Below are 18,591 nucleotides of genomic sequence, written 5' to 3'. Positions count from 1 at the left end.
CGCCTGTCCAGTCCGCCTGCCCCGTTCCGTTTTGGCGCGCGCTCCGGGGTCGCTCCGGGACACGCATAGGTTGATTTCGGCACAGCCGAAGCCGCAACCTTGAGTTGTTGCGTGGCGGAGACTTGGCCTCGCGCTTGCTGCCCTCGGGTCAACGAGACGGCCCCCCTGTGGCCGCTGACGCGAGGCTGGCATGCGCATTCTGTCCGTTTTCGGCACCCGACCCGAAGCCATCAAGATGGCCCCCATCGTCATGGCCCTCCGCGCCCTGCCTGGCGTCGAGTCCCGCGTATGCGTCACCGGCCAGCACCGGCGCATGCTGGATGACACGCTCGCAATCTTCGGGGTCAAGCCGGACGACGACCTCGACATCATGACCGGCGACCAAACGCTCGCCGAGATCTCCGCCCGCGTCCTGAGCGGGCTCGACCCCATCATGCGCTCCTACCGGCCCGACTTCGTGCTCGTGCAGGGCGACACCGCGACCAGCACGGCCGCCGCCCTGGCCGCTTTCTTCAACAAGGTCCCGGTCGGGCACGTGGAAGCGGGGCTGCGCACGGGCGATCTCATGAGCCCCTGGCCCGAGGAGGCCAACCGCCGCCTGACGGCGGTGGTCTCCAACCGCCACTACGCCCCCACCGACAAGGCCCGCCGCGCGCTGTTGGCCGAGGGCTACCCTGCGTCCTCGATCCTGGTCACGGGCAACACGGTGATCGACGCGCTGCTTCATGTGGCCGACGAAGTCACCGCGCCCGGGCCGGTTCGAGACCGGCTGGGAGCTCGCTTCGATTGGCTGGACGCTGGCAAGCGCATGATCCTGGTCACCGGCCACCGGCGGGAAAGCTTCGGCGACGGCTTTATCCGGATCTGCACGGCCCTGCGCGAGCTCGCGAAGCGGGACGGCGTCCAGATCGTCTATCCGGTCCACCTGAACCCCAATGTGCGCCAGCCCGTCTTCGACTACCTCGCCAACGTCCCGGCGATCTCGCTGATCGAACCGCAGGACTATCGCAGCTTCGTCTACCTGATGACGCGCGCATCCTTGATCCTCACGGATTCCGGCGGCGTCCAGGAGGAGGCGCCGGCGCTGGGCAAGCCCGTGCTGGTGATGCGCGACACCAGCGAGCGCATGGAGGCCGTGGAGGCTGGGGTCGCCCGCCTGGTCTCCACCGATCCGGCGCGCATCGTCGGCCACGTTTCCGATCTGCTTGACGATCCGAGGCGCTACGCCGCCATGGCCGGGGGCGCCAACCCGTTCGGGGATGGCCGGGCCACGGCCCGCATCGTGGCCGATCTCCTGGAGCGGGCCGGCGTGGCTCCTCTGCACGTGCCTGCCAGGCCGAAGCCCGCAATCGCGGTCGCGGCCGAGGCCTGACAGTCGGGCGTGAGCCGGGTTCAGCGGTAGCCTGCGCTTGCTCCGCCCCGGCTCCTCACCACCGCAGCATCGGACTGCAGTGGTCCACCAGCTCGAAGCCGCTCCCGACGTTCAGCGTATGGGCCCCGGTGTCCCGGCGGCCCAACGGGCGTAGCGTGCTCAGCGTGGTCTGCGCGTAACCCTCGGGATCGAGGCGGTCGACTCTGCAGATGGACAGGCCGGAGCCGTAGCCCGTCCGGCTGTCCTGTGCTGGGCGCAAGAGGGTCTTGCCACGCCGAACCAGTTGGCCCGCCGGGCGACCGGCCTGAGCATCGATCAGCACCGGGTTGGCGGGATGCGCGCGCCATGGGCCGCGCCAGTGGTCAGCCATGAACAGGCTCAGCGCATCCCAGGTCGTCGGGCCCCCGGCCGTTTCGGCCGCGAACATCCAGAAACGTCCATCGTGCTCGGCGATCGTGACGTCGGACAGTTCGACGCCCGTGCAAAGATCCGCCTCGTGCTCCCAGACATCCGGAAACCGCACGGCGCGGTAGAGCTCGACGCTCCGGTTTTCGTAGGTCTCCGGGATCATCCAGACCTGCCCGTCACGCTCAAACACGAAGGGGTACGACAGGTGGTAGGGCCGCTCCAGCACGATGCGCAGCGGCCCCGGGACCCCGTCCCGGTCGAGCGTGAAAACGCCGATCCGCCCGCGCGGGTCGGCGTGGTGAAACACCTCGCAGAAGACGTGTGTTCGCCCGTCCCGCTCGACCACGAACGGGTCGGCCACATAGACGCCTGGGCCAGGCTGAAACCATGTGTATCCCGTCGCCGGCCATGACAAGGATTCGAACAGGTCGGGAGCGCCGTCGAGGCGCCGCCATCCGATACGCCAGTGGATGGGATGCTCCACCAGGGCCCGGAGCTTCCGGCCGACGGCTCTCGCCAGATGAGCTGTCGCGAAGGCGACCGGCGGCGCCGGGGTGGCCTTGGGGCGGGCAGCCCGGCGCGCGCTCGGGGCCGCTCCCGGTTCGGCCGCCGCTGCGAAAAGGTTGGCCAGGCGGGCCAATGTGGCGTCCAGGCTCGTGCAAAACAGCGCCGGTTGCGGCAGCGCCGCCACGCCTTCCGCCAGCACGACCCCGTCTGGGTCGCGCACGATCGCGATGTGCGGCGACCTCTCGGCCAGCAGCGCTTCATAGAGCGCGCTCCATCCGAAGCGCCCGTCGAAGCTGGCGCGCAGCACGGGCGTCTGGCCTGGCAGGTCGACCTCGTCCAGCGCGATGACCAGTTCAGCTTCTGGCTCAGCCGGAAGCGCACCGGGCTGGGACGCTTCCGACACGGGCTCGAGAGCCCGCAGCGTGCGGCCGAACAGGGACCGTTCGAACCAGATCAGGTTTCGGAGAGCAGGCGGCAGGTCGTCTTCGCCCGACACCCTGCACGACACGACCTCGTGGCCGGCGCTCCGCAACCGGCGGGCCAGATCCCCATGCCAGCTCCGCGCGACCCCGCCACGCGCGACGAGCGCGATCCTCATGGGCAAACCTGAAGATGAGCAGGGCGAAGCGGCATGCGAGGAGAGTCTACGACGAACGAAGATTACGCAACGGTAATCTATCAAGAATTTATCCAGTATCGGCCGAAACGGTTAAGACCCAAGAAGGTTTTCGCGGCCCAGGCGGCCCTGCCAGATCAGTCGAGACGCACAACAGAGCTCCGGTTTCGGTGGATCCCGCTTCTTTAGCCCCGGTCGCGACGGCGCCGCGACGCGCTGTGCTCGGACGGCCCGAGGCTTGCGACGAGCTGGCGGAAGCCCCCGGAACCGGCCCATGTTGGATCAGATTCATCAACTCCATCCCGGAACGCCGTATCGCCAGAAAACACAACCTGGAGTTTATGCGCTTCAGGATGACACGCTTGAGTCCGGGCTTGCGCGCCCTTGGAATCCAGCAGCGGCGCGGTCGCGGGCCAAGCGCCTGCTCGATGTCGTGCTCGCCGCTTGCGCCCTGGCGCTGTTGGGGCCGGTCCTCCTGGTGATCGCCGCCGCCGTCAAGCTCGATAGCCCAGGGCCGGTGTTCTTCCGCCAGAGGCGCCACGGCCTGGACTACAGGGTGTTCCGCATCTGGAAATTCCGCACCATGGTCGCGCTCGAGGATGGGGCGGACGTGCGCCAGGCGACGCGCCTCGATCCGCGGGTGACCAGGGTCGGCGCCCTCCTGCGCCGCGTGAGCCTGGACGAGCTCCCGCAACTCCTGAACGTGCTGGCGGGAGACATGTCGCTGGTGGGCCCGCGCCCGCACGCGCTCGCGCACAACCGCTACTACGCGGCGTTGCTGCCTGGGTATGAGCGGAGGCACGCCGTCCTGCCCGGCCTCACGGGCTGGGCGCAGGTGAACGGGCTGCGCGGCGAAACCGACACGCTCGACAAGATGCGCCGCCGGGTCGAGCACGACCTCGCCTATGTGGACTGCTGGTCGCTGGCCCTGGATCTCAAGATCCTGGCCATGACGGTCCTGCCTCGCGCCTATCGGAACGCCTTCTGATGCGGCGCGGAGCGTCCCTGCCCCTGGCGCCCTCGGCCGGCCTTTTCTCGCCGGAACAGCAAGCCGATCCATGGCGCCGAGACGGTCGCGAAGACATCCTCGCCCCCCTTCTCGCCTGGGGAGCCGGGACGGCGCTCCTGTCGCGTTTCCTGTTGTCGGAGAACCTGCTTAACGCCGTCGTCAACTACTCGAATGACGGCGGCTCGGTGGTCGAGAAGATCCACGTCGGCACTTATCTCGGCGTCCTGTTGCTGGGCGCCGCGCTGCTCGGCGCCCGGATCATCCTGCTGCCCGCGGAAGCCCGCGTCCTGCGCCAGCTGGGCGTTCTGCTCGCCGTGGTCGTCGGCCTGACCGCCGTGATCGTGTTGTCCGGCAACACGGTCTCGGCCGGCTTCCTGGTCGACACCTACGTCAGCGCCGCGCTGGGCGGCGCGCTGATGTTCTGCGTCGGGCCCGCGACGCGGCGCGCCATTGGCGACGCGATGCTGGCCTTCATGCTGCTGAGCTCGCTGGTGGTGCTGGCCGAAAAGGCCACGGGCATGCGGCTGCTGCCCTATCCCTACGTCGAGAACGGCTTCCGGCCCACCGGGCTGACGTCCCATCCGCTTGTGGTGGGCCTCTACAACGCGACCTCGATCGGCTTCGTGGTGGCCACGCGCTGGCCCGCCTGGGCGAAGATGGCGGCCATGGCGCTGCTGACCGTGGCGGCCTTCGCAGCCGGGGCGCGAACCGGCGCCCTGATCTGCGCCGGGGTGTCGCTGGCGACCGCGCTCACGGCTCGCTTGGCGAACCCCGATCCCACGCGCCGGCTTCAGATCCGGATCCTCATCGTGCTTGGGCTGCTCTGCGCCATCCCGGTGGCCATTCCGGTCATGGCCCAACTCGGCCTGCTCGAGCGCTTCATCTCCGACGGCTACGTCGATGACAGCGCCAACGCGCGGGTCGAGATCTACCGCATCTTCAGCCTGGTGAGTTGGCGCGACATCCTGCTGGGCGCGGACCTGCTCTGGATCCGCAAGCTCGCCTTCGAGAAGCTCGGCTTCGAGTTCATCGAGAGCCCGGTGGTGCTGTTCGTTTTCCAGTTCGGCGCGCTTGGCGCCGCGCTTCTCTTCAGTTGCATTCTTTGGACTCTGTGGCGTCTGGCATCCGGCTCCGGCTGGCGGACCCTCATGGCCGTCGCCGCCTTCCTGCTCTGCGCGCTGTCCAACAACACGCTGTCGTCCAAGAGCCCGGCCGTCCTCCTCATCGTCCTTTACCTGGTCGCCTACCGGCCCACGGCCCCAGAGCCCGGAGACACGCGATGACATGCATGAACCGCAGGGCGTTCCTGGCGCTGGCGGCGGCGTCCGCCTGCGCGGGAGCGTCCGCGCCAGTCGCCGCCGCGGCGCCTATTTTCCGGCGCGGCGCCAGCATCCACAACCTGATGAACTGGGCTTCCGTCGAATCCGCCGACAAGAGCCGTTTCGCCTGGCCGCCGTTCGCTGGCGAAGCCCACCAGACGCCCGACGCGATCCTGGCCAATCTCGGAAAGGCCGGATTCGATTTCATCCGGCTCACGATCGACCCCGGCCCCTTCCTCCAGTTCGAGGGAGCACGCAGGGACGCGCTCGACGACGTCCTGCGCGCCAATGTGATGCGTCTGATCCAGGCCGGCTTCGGCGTGATCGTGGATTTTCACCCCGTCAGCCAGGTTCCGGCCTACGCGCCCGACTTGATCACCGCGCGCCTGGACTCGCCGCTGTTCGCCGCCTATGGCCGCATGATCGGCCGGACCGCCAGGCTGCTGCGAGATCTCGGCCTGCCCCGGCTTGCGCTGGAGCTGATGAACGAGCCCCAGTACGGGTGGGACGGGGCATCGGCGGCGCGCTGGCAGGCCATGCTGGTCGAGCTGCACGCGCAGGCCCAGGCCGTGGCGCCGCAGCTGCCGATCGTCCTTTCCGGCGCCAGGGGAGGGGACAAGGACGGCCTCCTCGCCCTGGATCCCGCGCCGTTCCGCGGCAGCGACGTCTGGTGGACGTTCCACTACTACGCCCCGCACGTGTTCACGCACCAGGGCGTGCGCGCCGATCAGGGAGACGCGCGCTTCTGGCGTTACCTGTCGAACCTTCCCTACCCGGCGAACAGCGTCGACAAGGCCGCCGTCCTCGAGCAGGTCGCGCGCAATGTCGATGCCGAGCCGGGCCTCAGCGCCTCCCAGCGCGGCGCCGCGCTGCGCGGCGCCAAGGCGGCGGCCAGCGCCTATCTCGATTCGGGCTTCGGCCGGAACGCCATCTGGCGCGACTTCCGCTCGGTCGTCGATTGGACGCGCCGCAGCGGCGTCGATCCTAAGCGCATCCTGCTGGGCGAGTTCGGCGTAACGCGGACCTACGGACCCTACAGGGCGTCGGACGACGGGGCCCGAGCGCGCTGGCTGACGGACGTTCGGGTCGAGGCCGAAGCCAACGGTTTCGCCTGGGCGCTCTGGGCGGTGACCGGATATGGCGGCATGGCGCTTGTCGAGAGGGATGACGGCGTCGCCTTCGATCCCGTGCAGTTGCGGGCCCTGGGCCTGCGGGCGTAGCCCTCAGCGAGCGGCGATCTCGAGATAAAGCCCGCGCAGGTGGTCGGCGAACCGGCCGATCTCGTAATGCTGCTCGAAGGCGCGCCGCGCCTCCACCTGGGCCCGGCCCAGCCGATCCGGGCTCAACAGCAATTCCGCCAGCCGCGCCGCGATGTGCTGCGGTTCGAGCGCCACGATCGCGCCGGTCACGCCATCGTCGACGATGTCCGTGATCGCCCCGACGTCGGAGGCGACCAGGGCAGTGCCCGCGCACGCTCCCTCCAGGAGCGTGAGCGGCAGGCCCTCGACGCGCGAGGGGAGGACCACGATCGCGGCTTCGCGCATCAGCGCGTGGACCGCCGCGCTGTCCACCCAACCCGTGAAGGCCACCTTGTGCTCCAGTCCCAGGCGGGCCGCATGGGACCGGAAGACGTTGACTTCGCCATTCCCCGCCATGACGCAACGCCAGTCCGGCGTCATCGTCTCGAGCTTGGCCAGCGCATCCAGCAGCAGGTCCGCGCCCTTGCGCAGCCCGACCTCGCCGGCGAACAGGATCAGGGGAGGCTCGCCGTCCGGCGCTTTGGGCGTCACGATCCCGGGAGCAAAATCCGGGATGCCGTTCGGGATCACCGCGATGCGCTCCGGCGCGGCCCCGAGCGTGCGGGAGAAGAATGGCGCGAAGGCGCGTCCCAGCACGACGATCCTGTCGGCGTCGCGCGCCATCCAGCCCAGCAGCTTGTACCAGAAGGGCTGCGCGGCCTGGTCCTTGGGCGTGACCATCCCGTGGAAGTGGATGACGATCCGCTTTCCGAAGATCCCGGCGACAAGCGCCAGCACCGCCTTGCGATAGACGCTGCCGTGCGTGGAGTGGTTCAGGTGGACGATGTCGATGCCGCCCGTCGCCAGGACCCATGCGAAGCGAAGCATCCGCGCCGGAAAGGCCAGCATCGAGCGCCGGCCCTCCGCCGGCCCCCGCGCGGCGAAATATCGGATGTCGACGCCGTCGAGCCCGCGCTGCGCGATCACCTGGCGCAGGTAGAAATACAGGCGGTCGATGCCGCCTTGCCCTTCGGATCCCGTTGGCGTCGCCACGAGCACCCGCACGGGCCCCGCCTGCTGCGCTGGACTCATCTCGCTTGTCCCACTCCGCGCGCGACTTTGCATGCCGGCTCTTAAGGTTGAGTTGCCCGAAAACGCGAGAAACAACCTTAGGTAGGCATATGGCTTGCTGTTCTCGCTCCGGCGCCCCCGCGCCTCTCGATCCGGCGCCAGGATGGGACGCTGTCGCGTCATTCGGGCACGGATCATGGGGTGGCGGCGGCGGAAGCCGGAGCCGTTTGCATGAGCATCGTCACCCATCACCGCTGGGAAGAGGCGCCGGGAGCGCGCGACGCCGATCGCGCAAGTCCGCGTGGATGGGCCGCCGAAGCCATCACCATCGACCTGCGCGGCGGCGGGCGCATGCTGGCGCGCCGCAAGGGGTGGCTCCTTGCTCCGCTGGCGCTCTGCACCCTTGCGAGCCTGGCGGGCGCCATGCTGGTCAAGCCGCGGTTCGCCAGCACGGTCCAGCTTCTGGCGGATCCTCGCGAACTGCAGGTGGTGCGCCCCGACGCGACCCTGCGCGTGCAGGCCGCCGAACTCACCTCCAACGACGCGGAAACCGCCCTTGGCGTACTGCGCTCGGCCAGCATCCTCGGCAAGGTCGTCGCCCGCGAGGGGCTGGACCGAGATCCCGAATTCATCGGAGCCAAGCCCCCCTCCGAGCCGGCGCTCGCCGCCCTGACCGCCCTCGAAAAGCGGGTCGCGGTGAAGCGCGCCGAGAAAAGCTTCGTCGTTGACGTGTCCGTCTGGACCCTCGGCGCCGAGAAGTCGGCGCGCATCGCCAACGCCATCTCGGCCGTCTACCTGCAGGAGGAGGCCGCCGGGAAGGTGGAGGCCGCCAAGCGCGCCGGACAGGCGCTCGCCTCCCGCATCGGCGAGCTCAGCGTGCGCGTCCAGGAAGCGGAGCGCGCCGTCGCCGAATACCGCAGCCGCAACGAACTCGTCGGCGCCAACGGCAGCCTCGTCGCCGAGCAGCAGATCGCCGAGATCAGCAAGCAGCTCGTGACCGCGCGGGCGCGCACGGCGGACGCGCGCGCGCGCTTCGACCAGGTCCAGCAGCTCCGTCGCCAGCCGCTCGCCATGGGGGACCTGCCGGACGCCGCCGGGTCGCCGGTCATCACGCAGCTGCGCGCCCGCTATGCGGACGCCTCGCGGATCGATGCGGATCTGGCTACGCGGCTCGGGCCGCGGCATCCCGACGTGATCGCCGCCGCCGCGCAGGTGAAGGACGTGCGCCGACAACTCGATGGCGAACTCGCCCGGCTTGCCCGGTCGGCCGAGGCCGACTACGAGCGCGCCCGATCGGCCGAGGAAAGCCTGGGACGGACGCTCGACAGGCTCAAGGCCGTGTCAAATGACAATGGGGAGGCGATGGTGCGCCTGCGCGAGCTGGAGCGCCAGGCGGAGGCGAGCCGGGCCATCTACGCAACCTTCCTGCAGCGGGCGAAGGAGATCTCCGAGCAGCAGGGCATCGACACCTCGAACTCGCGCGTGATCTCGCCCGCCATTCCCGCCCAGGCGCCCACGGGCTTGTCCCGGAGCATGATCCTGGCCGGCGGACTGATGGGCGGCCTGGTCCTCGGACTGGCGCTCGTCCTGACGCGGGAGATCACCGACGGCACGCTCTACGGCAAGGCGCAATTCGCGACGGCCTCGGGTCTGCCCGTGCTGGGCGTGCTCGAACAGGAGCGTAGGCGCTCCCGCTCTCGCCCGGCGCTTCGCGCCCATGTGAGCGAGCATCCGGCGTCGTCCTTCGCCGCGGTCGCCTATCGCATCCTCGACCTGACGGGGCCGCGGCAGTCGCGCATGGCGGCGCGCACCGTGGTGTTCCTCTCCGTCGAGCCCACCTTCCAGCGCACCCAGATCGCCTTCAACCTGGCCGTGGCCGCGGCGCGCGACGAGGGACGTGTCCTGTTCGTGGACGCCGATCAGGCGAACGGCTTCACGCGGCTCCTGTCCGAACGCCCAGACCAGGGCCTTGCGGACGTGCTCTCGCGACGCTGCTCCCTGGATCGCGCCGTCGTCGTCGACGAGGCCACCGAGATCGGCATCCTGGCCGCCGGCGAGGGCGGGATCGGCCGTCCCTCCGCCGACCTTCTCGCGGCCGCCTTGATGGCGCCGGCCCGTGGCTTCGACCGGGTCATCATCGACGGGCCCTGTCCTGGACTGGATCCCGCGGCCCTGTCCGTGGCGGCCTCATGCGATGACGTGATCCTGGTGGTCGCCGCCGGGGCCACCCGGCGGGAAAACCTGCAGGACGCGCTCGAACTGCTGGGCCCGGTGCGGGCGAAAGTCCGGGGCCTCGTCGTAGCCTGACGCCCGGCTGCAGCAACCGAAGGCCGCGCCGGCGCGCCGGGCGCGGTCTTCGCGTCTCTGGGCGGCAGCGATGCAACCAGGGTTGTATCAGCTTGGAACGCGCAGTCCTGGCGCCCCGATTGCGACCTGAGGTTGCAAAGACCGTGTCCCGCTTCGTGGCGGGACAAACGCGCCAGGAGAGCCTCATGGTCACCTTCACCATCCCCCAGCCGACCTACGAAGCGCCGGACCGCGGCCCCGCCCAGGGTTCCGCCGGGCTGCGCGCGATCGAGACGGTCTCGGTGATCGGCCTGGGCTATGTCGGCCTGCCCACGGCGGCCCTGCTGGCGTCCCGCGGATTGAAGGTGATCGGCGTCGACCTGAAGCAGGACGCCGTTGCGCGCATCAACGAGGGACGGGCGCACATCGCCGAGACGGACCTCGACATGATCCTCGATGCGGTCGTGAAGGGCGGCAAGCTCCAGGCGCGCACGTCGCCGCTGCCGGCCGACGCCTTCCTGATCGCCGTGCCGACCCCGATCACGGCCGACAAGAAGGCCGACATGCGCGCCGTCGAGGCGGCCCTGGCGTCCATCGCCCCGGTGCTCAAGCGCGGCGACCTGATCGTGATCGAATCCACCTCGCCCGTGGGCACGACCGAGCGCGCCGCCGCGCAACTGAGATCCCTGCGTCCCGACCTCAGGTTCCCGGACGCGGCCCCCGAGCAGGCGGACGTGTTCATGGCCTATTGCCCGGAGCGCATCCTGCCGGGACAGACCCTGCGCGAGCTCGTGGACAACGCTCGCATCATCGGCGGGCTCGACCACGCCAGCGCCCTGCGCGCCCGCGAGGTCTACGCCCATTTCGCCCGGGGCAAGATGATGCTGGCCACCAGCCGCGAGGCTGAATGCGCCAAGCTGGCCGAGAACGCGTTCCGCGACGTCAACATCGCCTTCGCCAACGAACTGGCGACGCTCTGCGAAGGCATGGGCGTCGACCCGTGGGCCGTGATCCGCATGGCGAACCTGCATCCGCGGGTGAACATCCTGTCGCCCGGGCCCGGCGTCGGCGGCCACTGCATCCCGATCGACCCGTGGTTCCTCCACCATGCCATGCCCGAGCAGACCCCGCTGATCGCCGCCGCCCGCGGCGTCAACGACGGCAAGCCGCTGCGCGTGGCGAACCGGGTCCAGCGGCTGGCGTCCCGCTTCAAGGAGCCGGTGATCGCCGTGCTCGGCCTCGCCTACAAGCCGAACGTCGACGACCTGCGCGAGAGCCCGGCCGTGGAGATCGCCCGCACCCTGGCGGACCGTGGCGTCGGCCGCCTGCTGATTGCCGAGCCCAACATCGCGCGCCTGCCGCATGAGTTGGCGGGCCGCCCGGACGTGCAACTCGTGGAAGGGTCCGTGGCGGTGGCCGAGGCCGACATCGTGACGATCCTGGTGGCGCACAGCCGCTTCCGGAACCTGGACCGCGCCGCGCTGGCCTCGCGGGTCGTGGTCGACACGGTCGGCCTGCTCAAGGCCGAGCAGGCCTGAGCGGGCCGTCGCGAAAGGACGATCCCATGTGCGGCTTTGCAGGACTGGCGCAGCGCGCTCCCTCGGAGGATGTGAGCGAGCGATTTTGCGCCCTGGCGCTGAAATCCCTCGAGCGTCGCGGCCCGGATGACGCCCGCACGCTGCGGCGCGGCGCGGTGGACTTCGTCCATACCCGCTTGTCGATCATCGACGCGGAGGGCGGCCTCCAGCCCATGGAGGACGAGGCCGGCGTGATCGTCTTCAACGGAGAGATCTACAACTACGAGGACCTGCGCCAGCCGAACACCGTCTATGCCTCGCGCTCCGACACCGAGGTGCTGCTGAAGGGCCTCAATACGCAGGGCCTGGCCTTCCTTGAGCGCGTGGACGGCATGTTTGGCTTCGCCTACCTCAACAAGGCCCAGCAGAAGCTCTACGTCGCCCGGGACCGCTTCGGCATCAAGCCGGCCTACGTGCTCAAGACCGCCGACGTCTGCGCCTTCGGCTCGACCATGCCGGCGCTCATGCCGTTCTCCGGGAAGCGCGTCGATGGCCAGGCCCTGGTCGAGTACTACAGCTCGCGCGCGCCCCATGCGCCGCGCACCATCTTTGAGGACATCCGCGAGGTGCCGCCGGGCTGCATGGCGGTTCTCGACCTGCGCAGCTTCACCCTGGAGATGAAGCGCTGGGCGGAGATCCGCCCCGTGCCGGTGACCCGACGTTCCGAAGCGGACCTGCTGGCTGAGCTGGACGAGATCCTGCACGCATCAGTGAAGGCGCATCTCGTCTCAGACGTGCCCGTCGCCTCGCTCCTGTCGGGCGGGATCGACTCCGGCCTGATCACGGCGATCGCCGCCCAATACGTCCCGGACCTCGCCTGCTTTTCCGCCGGCTTTCAGGACCGGCGCTTCGATGAAAGCCCCTATTCCCAGGCGGTCGCCCGCCGCTACGGGTTGCGGCACTACGTGAAGTTCATGAACGAGGAGACCGTGTTTGGGCTCCTCGATACCTGGCCCTCCGTCATGGACGACGCCAACGCCGAGCCCGCATCGGTGCTGAAATACGTGGTGGCGCAGTTCGCCCGCGACAGCGGCTTCAAGGTGGTGCTGGCCGGCGAGGGCGCCGACGAGTTCTTCGGCGGCTACAACCAGTATTGGCGCTTCCGCCTGGCCAAGCGCCTCAGCGTCCTCGGAGCTTACGCGCCCGGGCTCGCGGGCCTCGCCGAACGCGCCGCGGGTCCCCGCAGCCGCATCGTCCACTTCCTCCGCCAGGCGTCCGGCCGCCAGGGCTTCCCCGGCGCCAGCATGCCCTTCGAGCCGCATCTCGTGGCCCAGACGTTCCGGGGCGCCTCCGGCGACGCCGGCGTGGAGACCCTGAAGGAGGCGCTCGCCCTGGACCAGCGCCGCCGCCTGCCCGACGACATGCTCACCGCCGCCGACCGCGCCACCATGCACGCGTCGATCGAGGCGCGCGTGCCCTACGTCACCCGCTCGGTCGCCGACTTCGCGGCCTCCCTGGACGACGACATGCTGCTGCGCGGCCGCAAGCAGAAGGTTCTGCTGCGCCAGCTCGCCCTGAAGTACCTGCCGGCCGAATGCGTCGAGCGCCGCAAGGTGGGCTTCGACATGCCGCTCGGCCGCTGGTTCCGCGGCCGCCTCAAGGACGTGGTCTACGACACGCTCGCCAACACCTGGCAGCGCGACTTCCTGCGCCCGGGCGCCATGGAGCGCATCGTCGACCTGCACATGAGCGGGCGCGCCGACTACGCCGACAAGATCTGGGCCTTCGTGGTCCTCGACCGCAACGTCCGCGCCCTGCGCGCCGTCGCCTGAACGGAAGCGAGCCATGCTGAGAGTGCGATTGCTGGACACCCCCGTGGACATCGCCACCATGGACGAAACGGCCGGCCGCGCGCTGTCGGCCATGCGGTCCGGCCGGCGCTGCCAGCACGTGGCCATGAACGTGGCCAAGCTGGTCAATGCCCGAACCGACCCGGAGCTGGCGCAGGACATCCGCGACAGCGACATCATCGGCATCGACGGCATGGGTGTCGTCTACGCCCTCGAGGCCCTCGGCCATCTGGTTCCAGAGCGCGTCAGCGGCATCGACCTGTTTCTCCGCCTCATGGAGGAATGCGCACGCCGCGGTTTCCGGCCCTTCTTGCTGGGCGCCAGGCCCGATGTCCTCGCCGATGCTCAGGCCGAGCTTCGCCGCCTCTTCCCGGGCCTGACCTTCGCGGGCGCGCACCACGGCTATTTCAAGCCGGACGAGGAGGAGCGCATCCGCGACCTGATCCGCGGCAGCGGCGCCCACTGCCTGTTCATCGCCATGCCGACGCCCCGCAAGGAGCGCTTCATGCGCCGCTGGCGCGATACCCTGGACGTGCCCTTCCTCATGGGCGTGGGCGGCAGCTTCGACGTGGTCGCGGGCCGCGTGACACGGGCTCCGTTCGCCATGCAGCGGCTCGGCCTCGAATGGCTGCACCGCCTCCTGCAGGAGCCCCGTCGCATGACTGGCCGCTACCTGCGCACGAACGCCGTCTTCGCCCTCCTGCTGGCGCGCGAGATCGCCGCCCAGCGCCTGCGCGCGCTGCGGCCCGCGCGCCCCACCAACGCCGCCTGACGCATGAGCAAGCCCGCCGACTACTTCTTCTACCTCGCCGCGACGCTCGCGCCGCGCATGGCGATGTTCGTGCTGCTGATCCTGCTGACGCGATGGATGCCGGTGGCCGAATACGGCCTCTTTGTCCTAGTGGTGACGGTGGGCGAGATCCTCGACACCGCCCTGACCAACTGGATTCGCATCTATTCCCTGCGCACGGAGGCCGGCCTGAACGGGCTGCGCCCTCTCAGGCTCGGGCGCCTGCTGGTCCTGTCCGGCGGGGCGACGGCCCTGGGCGTCGGCCTGTCCTGGGGCGTGGCGCTGGCGACGGAGCCCGAGAGGACTTTCGAGTTCTGGGTGGCGCTCGTCGCCTACACGGTCGGGCTCGGCCTTGTCCGCTTCGCGATCGTGCTCCTGCAGATCGCCAAGCGACACGCCGAGATCGCCGTGGTGGAAGGCGTGCGGGCGATCGCCATCCTGGTCTCGGTCGCCTTGGTGGCCGACCTCACCCACAGCTTCTTTGCGCCCTCCCTGGCTTTGTCCCTCGCCAGCGGCCTGATCGCCGGCGTTCAGCTGGCGCTGACGTTCCGCAGTCTCGCCCGGCCACGCCTCCCGCGGGTCGGCTATGTGGCGGCGCTGCGCTTCGGCTTCCCGCTGATCGTCACGGCGTTGCTGACCTGGGTGATGACCTGGTTCGACCGGTTGGTGATCAACCACTTCGCCGGCGCCGCGGCGGTCGGACTCTATGCCGCCGCCTACGCGATCGGTCGTCAACCGATCGAGCTCTTCATCGCCCCGCTGAACTCCTACACCTTTCCCATGCTGGTCCGCCGCTACGCGGCGGAAGGGGCGCCAGGAGCCGGACGCTTCCAGGCCGGCATGCTGGTCACGACCTGCGTGCTTTGTGTCGGCGCGGCGGTGGCGATTTCGGTGCTGGACGTGCAACTCGCCGGCCTGCTCCTGCCCGAGGACTACCGCGCCCACGCCGTCGCGCTGCTGCCCTCGATCACCTATGGGGCGGTGATGATCTCGGCGAAGTTCTTCGTCTTCGACAACGCCTTCTACACCGCCAAGCGCAACGACCTTTATCTCGTGTCCATGGCCGTTCCTGCCGCCGTCGGCGCGGTCACGAGCGTCGCCCTGATCTCCCGCTGGGGAATCGATGGCGCGGGCCTGAGCTTCGTGGTCACGACCACGCTGTCCACGGCCTCGAGCTTCTGGCTCTCCCGGCGGGTGCTGCCGTTCCGCCTGCCGCTGGCGCGGATGGGCGCGGTCCTCGCGTCCGCCGCCACCGCCGGCGGAGTCCTCCATGCGGCTGAAGCCTGGATGGCGCACTGGGCCTTTGCGGCGCAGCTCGCCGCGGGCGGAGCGATCTTCGGAATGGCCTACGCCGCGGCCCTGATGGCCTTCGGCTTCTCCATCCGCTCGGTGCTGCTGACGCCCTGGGCCCAGGGCGGGGAGGCCCCTGCGGAGCCGCAAACCCTCGCCGCCGGCGCGGGACGGGCTGCATGAGCGCGCCCGTCGTCCTGCACCTCATCTCGTCCCTGCGTGTCGGCGGGGCCGAGCGCATGCTGGTCTCGCTGCTCGCGGCGGCCCGGCGGCAGCCGGGCTCGCGTTACGTCGTCTGCATCATGAACGACGAGGTCGACGCCGGTCTCCTGGCCGAGCTCGAGTCCTGCGGCTGGCCCTGCTATCGCCTGGGCCGGCCGGAGGGCCACGTCCACCCGCGCTACTTCGCCCAGATGGTCTCCATCCTGAGCCGGCATCGCGTGGACGTGGTGCACGCTCACAACGAAGGCAGCCGGAAGTGGGCCATGCTGCTGCGGCTCGCCCGGCCAACCCTCAAGGTGGTGTACACCCTCCACTGCCAGGGACTGGCGGACGCTTATGGCCCGTTCGCGCGCAGGCTCTACCGGGTGGGCGTGGACGCCACCGTCGCCATCTCCGACGCCACCGCGCAGGAGGGACAGACCCTGCGCGCGAGGCGCCTGGTCCAGATCGCGAACGGCGTGGATCTCGATCGTTTCCGGGGAGCGCGGCGCGAGCCCGCCCGGAGGGGCCCCATCCGTATTCTTCAGGTCGGCCGCTTTCATCCCGAAAAAGGTCAGGACGTGCTCTTGCGCGCTCTGGCGCGGTTGCGGGGCGAGGGTGTGGAAGCCGTCGCGACCTTCGCCGGCGTGGCGCTTGGCGACGCGGACCCGTGGGTGTCTGAACTGCGCGCGCTCGCAACGTCGCTGGGCGTCGATGAAGCCGTGCGTTTCGTGTTCGGCCGAACCGACGTGGAGAACATGCTGGCCGACGCCGACGTCTTCGTGCTGCCGTCGCGAGCCGAGGGGTTCGGACTGGCGCTCGTCGAGGCCATGGCGGCGGGCGTGCCCGTGATCGCGGCAGCTGTCGGCGGCCCGGCCCGGCTCGTTCAGGACAGCGTCAACGGCCTGCTGTTTCCGGCCGAGGACCACGCCGCCTTGGCTGCGGCCCTGGGCCGTCTTGAGGCGGATCCCAACCTGAGGCGGAGGCTGGCCGCCGAAGGCGCCGCCTCCGCCGAGTGCTACGGCATCGAAGCGACCTTGCGCGACCACGCCAGGCTTTACGCCGACCTCGCCGCCTGAGGGGCCGGCTCGTCCGCGGCCTCGACCGGAGGCCGCACATGCGACCCGAAGCGCCGCCGCAGCGCGAAGAAGGGCTGCTCGACCAATTGGTGCGAGGCGAATGCGATCGCGAAGGCGAGCCCGATCCCGAGCATGTAGGCGGCCGCCACGCGCCAGCCCGGGCCGGGGACGAGCGCCAGCGCGATTTCGTAGCCGGCGAAGTGCCAGAGGTAGAGCGAGTAGCTGAGCTTACCCGTGATCGACAGGGGCGCGCTGTTCATAGCCCGCTGGAGCAGGCTGCGCGGCTGGGCAGCGACCACGGTGAGGATGATCGCGATCAGGGCGGCTTCCTGGATCGTGTACCGGATGGTCTGCCGGAAGAGCGGATCGCGAACAAGGAACGTGAAGGCCAGGACGGGAAGCGCGGCGAAGGCGCCACGCCCGTCCCATAGCCAGGCCGGGCCTCCGCCTCGCCGGCTGACCACGGCCGCGATCGCGCCGGCCAGAATGCCCTCGATCCGGCACTCGGTCGCCATGCCCGTGTAATCGACCGCGATCGCGGGGGCGAACACGCTGATGGCCACGCGCGAGGCCAGCGAGAGCGCGCAAATCCCAAGCAGGACGGGAAGAATCCTCCGTCCCGCCAGCAACAGGGCCAAGAGCAGCAGCGGGTAGGCCGCGTAGAAGTGCTCCTCCACCGACAGCGACCACAGATGGCCGCCGATCCCGTCCAGCCGGTGCGGGGCGAACACGTTCACGTAGTTGGCGAAATAGAACAGGGCGCTGGCGAGACCGAGCGGGTCCGGCCGCTCGCCGCCGGCCAGCATCACCACGGCCATCACGGCCACATAGGCGATGAGCGGCGGGTAAAGCCGCAAGGCCCGTCGGACATAGAAGGCGCCGATTGCGATCGAGCCGCTGCGGTCGAACTCGTCCAGCAGGAGCGTGGTGATCAGGTAGCCGCTTATGCAGAAGAACACGGTGACGCCGAACACCCCTGGAACGACGTTCTGCAGGCCGGCGTGTGAGATCATCACGATCAGGATGCTGATCGCTCGCAGTCCGTCGAGTCCGGGGATGGTCGCGTTGCCGCGGGGCGGGGGCGTCGTCATGCGGCGAAACCTACACGCGCCGCCTCAACATCCGGTTGTGCACTGCCTCGAATTTCGCCGAATGGCTTAACCTGCGGTTCAGACTGTGTCGGCCGCGGCCGTCGAACTCGGCAGCCTCGCCGCGCGTTAGCCACGAACTCAGCCCACATTGAAGCCGCCCATGACCGCCTTGCCCGAACCCGCCCGTCCCGCTCCGCCGCAAGGCGCCGGCCATGCGGACGGCTACGCCCTCTTCCTCGACTTCGACGGCACGCTGGTCGACCTCGCGCCGCGGCCGCAGGACGTCCGGGTGGCCCCGGGCCTTGGCGAGACCCTGGAGAGGCTCAGGGACCGCGTCGGGGGCGCTTTGGCGCTGGTGAGCGGCCGGCCTGTGGCTGTCCTCGACGGCTTCCTCGATCCCCACCGCTTCGACGCGGCCGGCCTCCATGGCGTCGAGACGCGCCGGGCCGGTCGTTTCACCGCCAGCGCAGGCGCGGACGATCCCGTGCTGCGCGCGGCCGTGGCGCAGTTTGCGGACTTCGCCAGGAGACACCCCGGGATCCTCGTCGAGGACAAGGGGCGGTCGGTGGCGCTCCACTGGCGCCTCGCGCCCGAACTGGAGGACGAGGCCATCGCCCAGGGCGCGGTCGCCCTGGAGCGCATGGGGCCGGACTGGCGCATCCAGGCCGGCAAGAGCGTGCTGGAGATCCTCCCCGCCTTCGCCAGCAAGGCGGGCGCGGTGCAGGGCTTTCTTCAGGCGCCGCCCTATGCGGGGCGGCTGCCCATCTTTGTCGGAGACGACGTCACCGACGAGCACGGCTTCGAGGCCGCGCTCGCCCTGGGCGGCCTCGCCATTCGCATCGGCGAGGGCCCGACGGTGGCGCCATGGCGCCTCCCAAGCCCGTCGGCGTTCCGCGAGCGGCTGAAGGCATGGGCGGAAGGGGAACCCTTCGGCGTTTGAGTACGAG

The 18,591-nt window shown here is 69.8% G+C and carries 14 protein-coding genes; 11 read left to right on the top strand and 3 right to left on the bottom strand.

Features of this window, described 5'->3' with window-relative positions:
• Positions 1-190: 190 nt before the first annotated feature.
• Positions 191-1,372 carry a non-hydrolyzing UDP-N-acetylglucosamine 2-epimerase gene (gene wecB / locus SLNSH_RS04750; protein ID WP_106335526.1) on the top strand — a complete coding sequence of 394 codons (1,182 nt, stop codon included), beginning with the start codon at positions 191-193 and terminating at the stop codon, positions 1,370-1,372.
• Between the two features lie 55 nt (positions 1,373-1,427).
• On the opposite strand, the gene SLNSH_RS04745 is transcribed toward wecB, so the two are convergent.
• On the bottom strand, positions 1,428-2,885 hold the full coding sequence (locus SLNSH_RS04745; RefSeq protein WP_146140192.1) for a glucosamine inositolphosphorylceramide transferase family protein: 1,458 nt from the start codon (positions 2,883-2,885) through the stop codon (positions 1,428-1,430).
• A gap of 292 nt (positions 2,886-3,177) precedes the next feature.
• On the opposite strand from SLNSH_RS04745, the gene SLNSH_RS04740 reads away from it, so the two are divergent.
• The 3 genes from SLNSH_RS04740 to SLNSH_RS04730 are packed head-to-tail and all read left to right on the top strand — an operon-like array spanning position 3,178 to position 6,451.
• Positions 3,178-3,891 (top strand): exopolysaccharide biosynthesis polyprenyl glycosylphosphotransferase, encoded by a 714-nt coding sequence (locus tag SLNSH_RS04740; RefSeq protein ID WP_106335524.1) that lies wholly within the window; start codon positions 3,178-3,180, stop codon positions 3,889-3,891.
• Positions 3,891-5,195 carry a VpsF family polysaccharide biosynthesis protein gene (locus SLNSH_RS04735; RefSeq protein WP_106335523.1) on the top strand — a complete coding sequence of 435 codons (1,305 nt, stop codon included), beginning with the start codon at positions 3,891-3,893 and terminating at the stop codon, positions 5,193-5,195. Before SLNSH_RS04740 ends, SLNSH_RS04735 begins: the two co-directional genes overlap by 1 nt.
• A 5-nt stretch (positions 5,196-5,200) precedes the next feature.
• Positions 5,201-6,451 carry a glycoside hydrolase family 5 protein gene (locus SLNSH_RS04730; RefSeq protein WP_158266681.1) on the top strand — a complete coding sequence of 417 codons (1,251 nt, stop codon included), beginning with the start codon at positions 5,201-5,203 and terminating at the stop codon, positions 6,449-6,451.
• A 3-nt stretch (positions 6,452-6,454) separates the two neighbouring features.
• On the opposite strand, the gene SLNSH_RS04725 is transcribed toward SLNSH_RS04730, so the two are convergent.
• Complete coding sequence (locus SLNSH_RS04725; protein WP_158266680.1) at positions 6,455-7,561, bottom strand: glycosyltransferase family 4 protein; 1,107 nt, start codon at positions 7,559-7,561, stop codon at positions 6,455-6,457.
• Between the two features lie 210 nt (positions 7,562-7,771).
• Between SLNSH_RS04725 and SLNSH_RS04720 the strand changes: the two genes are divergently transcribed.
• The 6 genes from SLNSH_RS04720 (at position 7,772) to SLNSH_RS04695 (ending at position 16,553) form a co-directional block, all read left to right on the top strand.
• Positions 7,772-9,847 carry a GumC family protein gene (locus tag SLNSH_RS04720; protein ID WP_106335520.1) on the top strand — a complete coding sequence of 692 codons (2,076 nt, stop codon included), beginning with the start codon at positions 7,772-7,774 and terminating at the stop codon, positions 9,845-9,847.
• A 185-nt stretch (positions 9,848-10,032) separates the two neighbouring features.
• Positions 10,033-11,364 carry a UDP-N-acetyl-D-mannosamine dehydrogenase gene (gene wecC, locus SLNSH_RS04715; RefSeq protein ID WP_106335519.1) on the top strand — a complete coding sequence of 444 codons (1,332 nt, stop codon included), beginning with the start codon at positions 10,033-10,035 and terminating at the stop codon, positions 11,362-11,364.
• A 26-nt stretch (positions 11,365-11,390) separates the two neighbouring features.
• Entirely contained in the window at positions 11,391-13,175 is a 1,785-nt protein-coding gene (asnB, locus tag SLNSH_RS04710) for an asparagine synthase (glutamine-hydrolyzing) (RefSeq protein WP_106335518.1), read from the top strand.
• Positions 13,176-13,188: 13 nt separating this feature from the next.
• The gene (locus SLNSH_RS04705; protein ID WP_106335517.1) at positions 13,189-13,965 is read left to right on the top strand and encodes a WecB/TagA/CpsF family glycosyltransferase; all 777 of its coding nucleotides are present in this window, start codon (positions 13,189-13,191) and stop codon (positions 13,963-13,965) included.
• 3 nt (positions 13,966-13,968) lie between these two features.
• Positions 13,969-15,456, top strand: coding sequence for a lipopolysaccharide biosynthesis protein (locus SLNSH_RS04700; RefSeq protein WP_106335516.1), 1,488 nt, complete (start codon positions 13,969-13,971; stop codon positions 15,454-15,456).
• On the top strand, positions 15,453-16,553 hold the full coding sequence (locus SLNSH_RS04695) for a glycosyltransferase (protein ID WP_106335515.1): 1,101 nt from the start codon (positions 15,453-15,455) through the stop codon (positions 16,551-16,553). The genes SLNSH_RS04700 and SLNSH_RS04695 overlap by 4 nt, the downstream gene beginning before the upstream one ends.
• Here the strand turns inward: SLNSH_RS04695 and SLNSH_RS04690 are convergent.
• A complete protein-coding gene (locus tag SLNSH_RS04690; protein ID WP_106335514.1) occupies positions 16,532-17,644 on the bottom strand; it encodes an acyltransferase family protein in 1,113 nt (370 codons plus the stop codon). The two genes, SLNSH_RS04695 and SLNSH_RS04690, sit on opposite strands and share 22 nt — an antisense overlap.
• A 160-nt stretch (positions 17,645-17,804) precedes the next feature.
• On the opposite strand from SLNSH_RS04690, the gene otsB reads away from it, so the two are divergent.
• Positions 17,805-18,584, top strand: coding sequence for a trehalose-phosphatase (otsB, locus tag SLNSH_RS04685; protein ID WP_106335513.1), 780 nt, complete (start codon positions 17,805-17,807; stop codon positions 18,582-18,584).
• Positions 18,585-18,591 lie beyond the last annotated feature (7 nt).

The organism is Alsobacter soli, from assembly GCF_003004785.1.
GTDB lineage: Bacteria > Pseudomonadota > Alphaproteobacteria > Rhizobiales > Beijerinckiaceae > Alsobacter > Alsobacter soli.
The sequence above is the reverse complement of the archived record's forward strand: the minus strand, read 5'-3'. Positions and strand labels throughout refer to the sequence as shown.

Coding starts and splice junctions, on each gene's coding strand:
- SLNSH_RS04725 (WP_158266680.1), bottom strand. CDS start 7,561: ATGAGTCCAGCGCAGCAGGCGGGGCCCGTGCGGGTGCTCGTGGCGACG.
- SLNSH_RS04690 (WP_106335514.1), bottom strand. CDS start 17,644: ATGACGACGCCCCCGCCCCGCGGCAACGCGACCATCCCCGGACTCGAC.
- SLNSH_RS04730 (WP_158266681.1), top strand. CDS start 5,201: ATGAACCGCAGGGCGTTCCTGGCGCTGGCGGCGGCGTCCGCCTGCGCG.
- SLNSH_RS04700 (WP_106335516.1), top strand. CDS start 13,969: ATGAGCAAGCCCGCCGACTACTTCTTCTACCTCGCCGCGACGCTCGCG.
- SLNSH_RS04740 (WP_106335524.1), top strand. CDS start 3,178: ATGTTGGATCAGATTCATCAACTCCATCCCGGAACGCCGTATCGCCAG.
- SLNSH_RS04745 (WP_146140192.1), bottom strand. CDS start 2,885: ATGAGGATCGCGCTCGTCGCGCGTGGCGGGGTCGCGCGGAGCTGGCAT.
- otsB (WP_106335513.1), top strand. CDS start 17,805: ATGACCGCCTTGCCCGAACCCGCCCGTCCCGCTCCGCCGCAAGGCGCC.
- SLNSH_RS04705 (WP_106335517.1), top strand. CDS start 13,189: ATGCTGAGAGTGCGATTGCTGGACACCCCCGTGGACATCGCCACCATG.
- wecB (WP_106335526.1), top strand. CDS start 191: ATGCGCATTCTGTCCGTTTTCGGCACCCGACCCGAAGCCATCAAGATG.
- SLNSH_RS04720 (WP_106335520.1), top strand. CDS start 7,772: ATGAGCATCGTCACCCATCACCGCTGGGAAGAGGCGCCGGGAGCGCGC.
- SLNSH_RS04695 (WP_106335515.1), top strand. CDS start 15,453: ATGAGCGCGCCCGTCGTCCTGCACCTCATCTCGTCCCTGCGTGTCGGC.
- wecC (WP_106335519.1), top strand. CDS start 10,033: ATGGTCACCTTCACCATCCCCCAGCCGACCTACGAAGCGCCGGACCGC.
- SLNSH_RS04735 (WP_106335523.1), top strand. CDS start 3,891: ATGCGGCGCGGAGCGTCCCTGCCCCTGGCGCCCTCGGCCGGCCTTTTC.
- asnB (WP_106335518.1), top strand. CDS start 11,391: ATGTGCGGCTTTGCAGGACTGGCGCAGCGCGCTCCCTCGGAGGATGTG.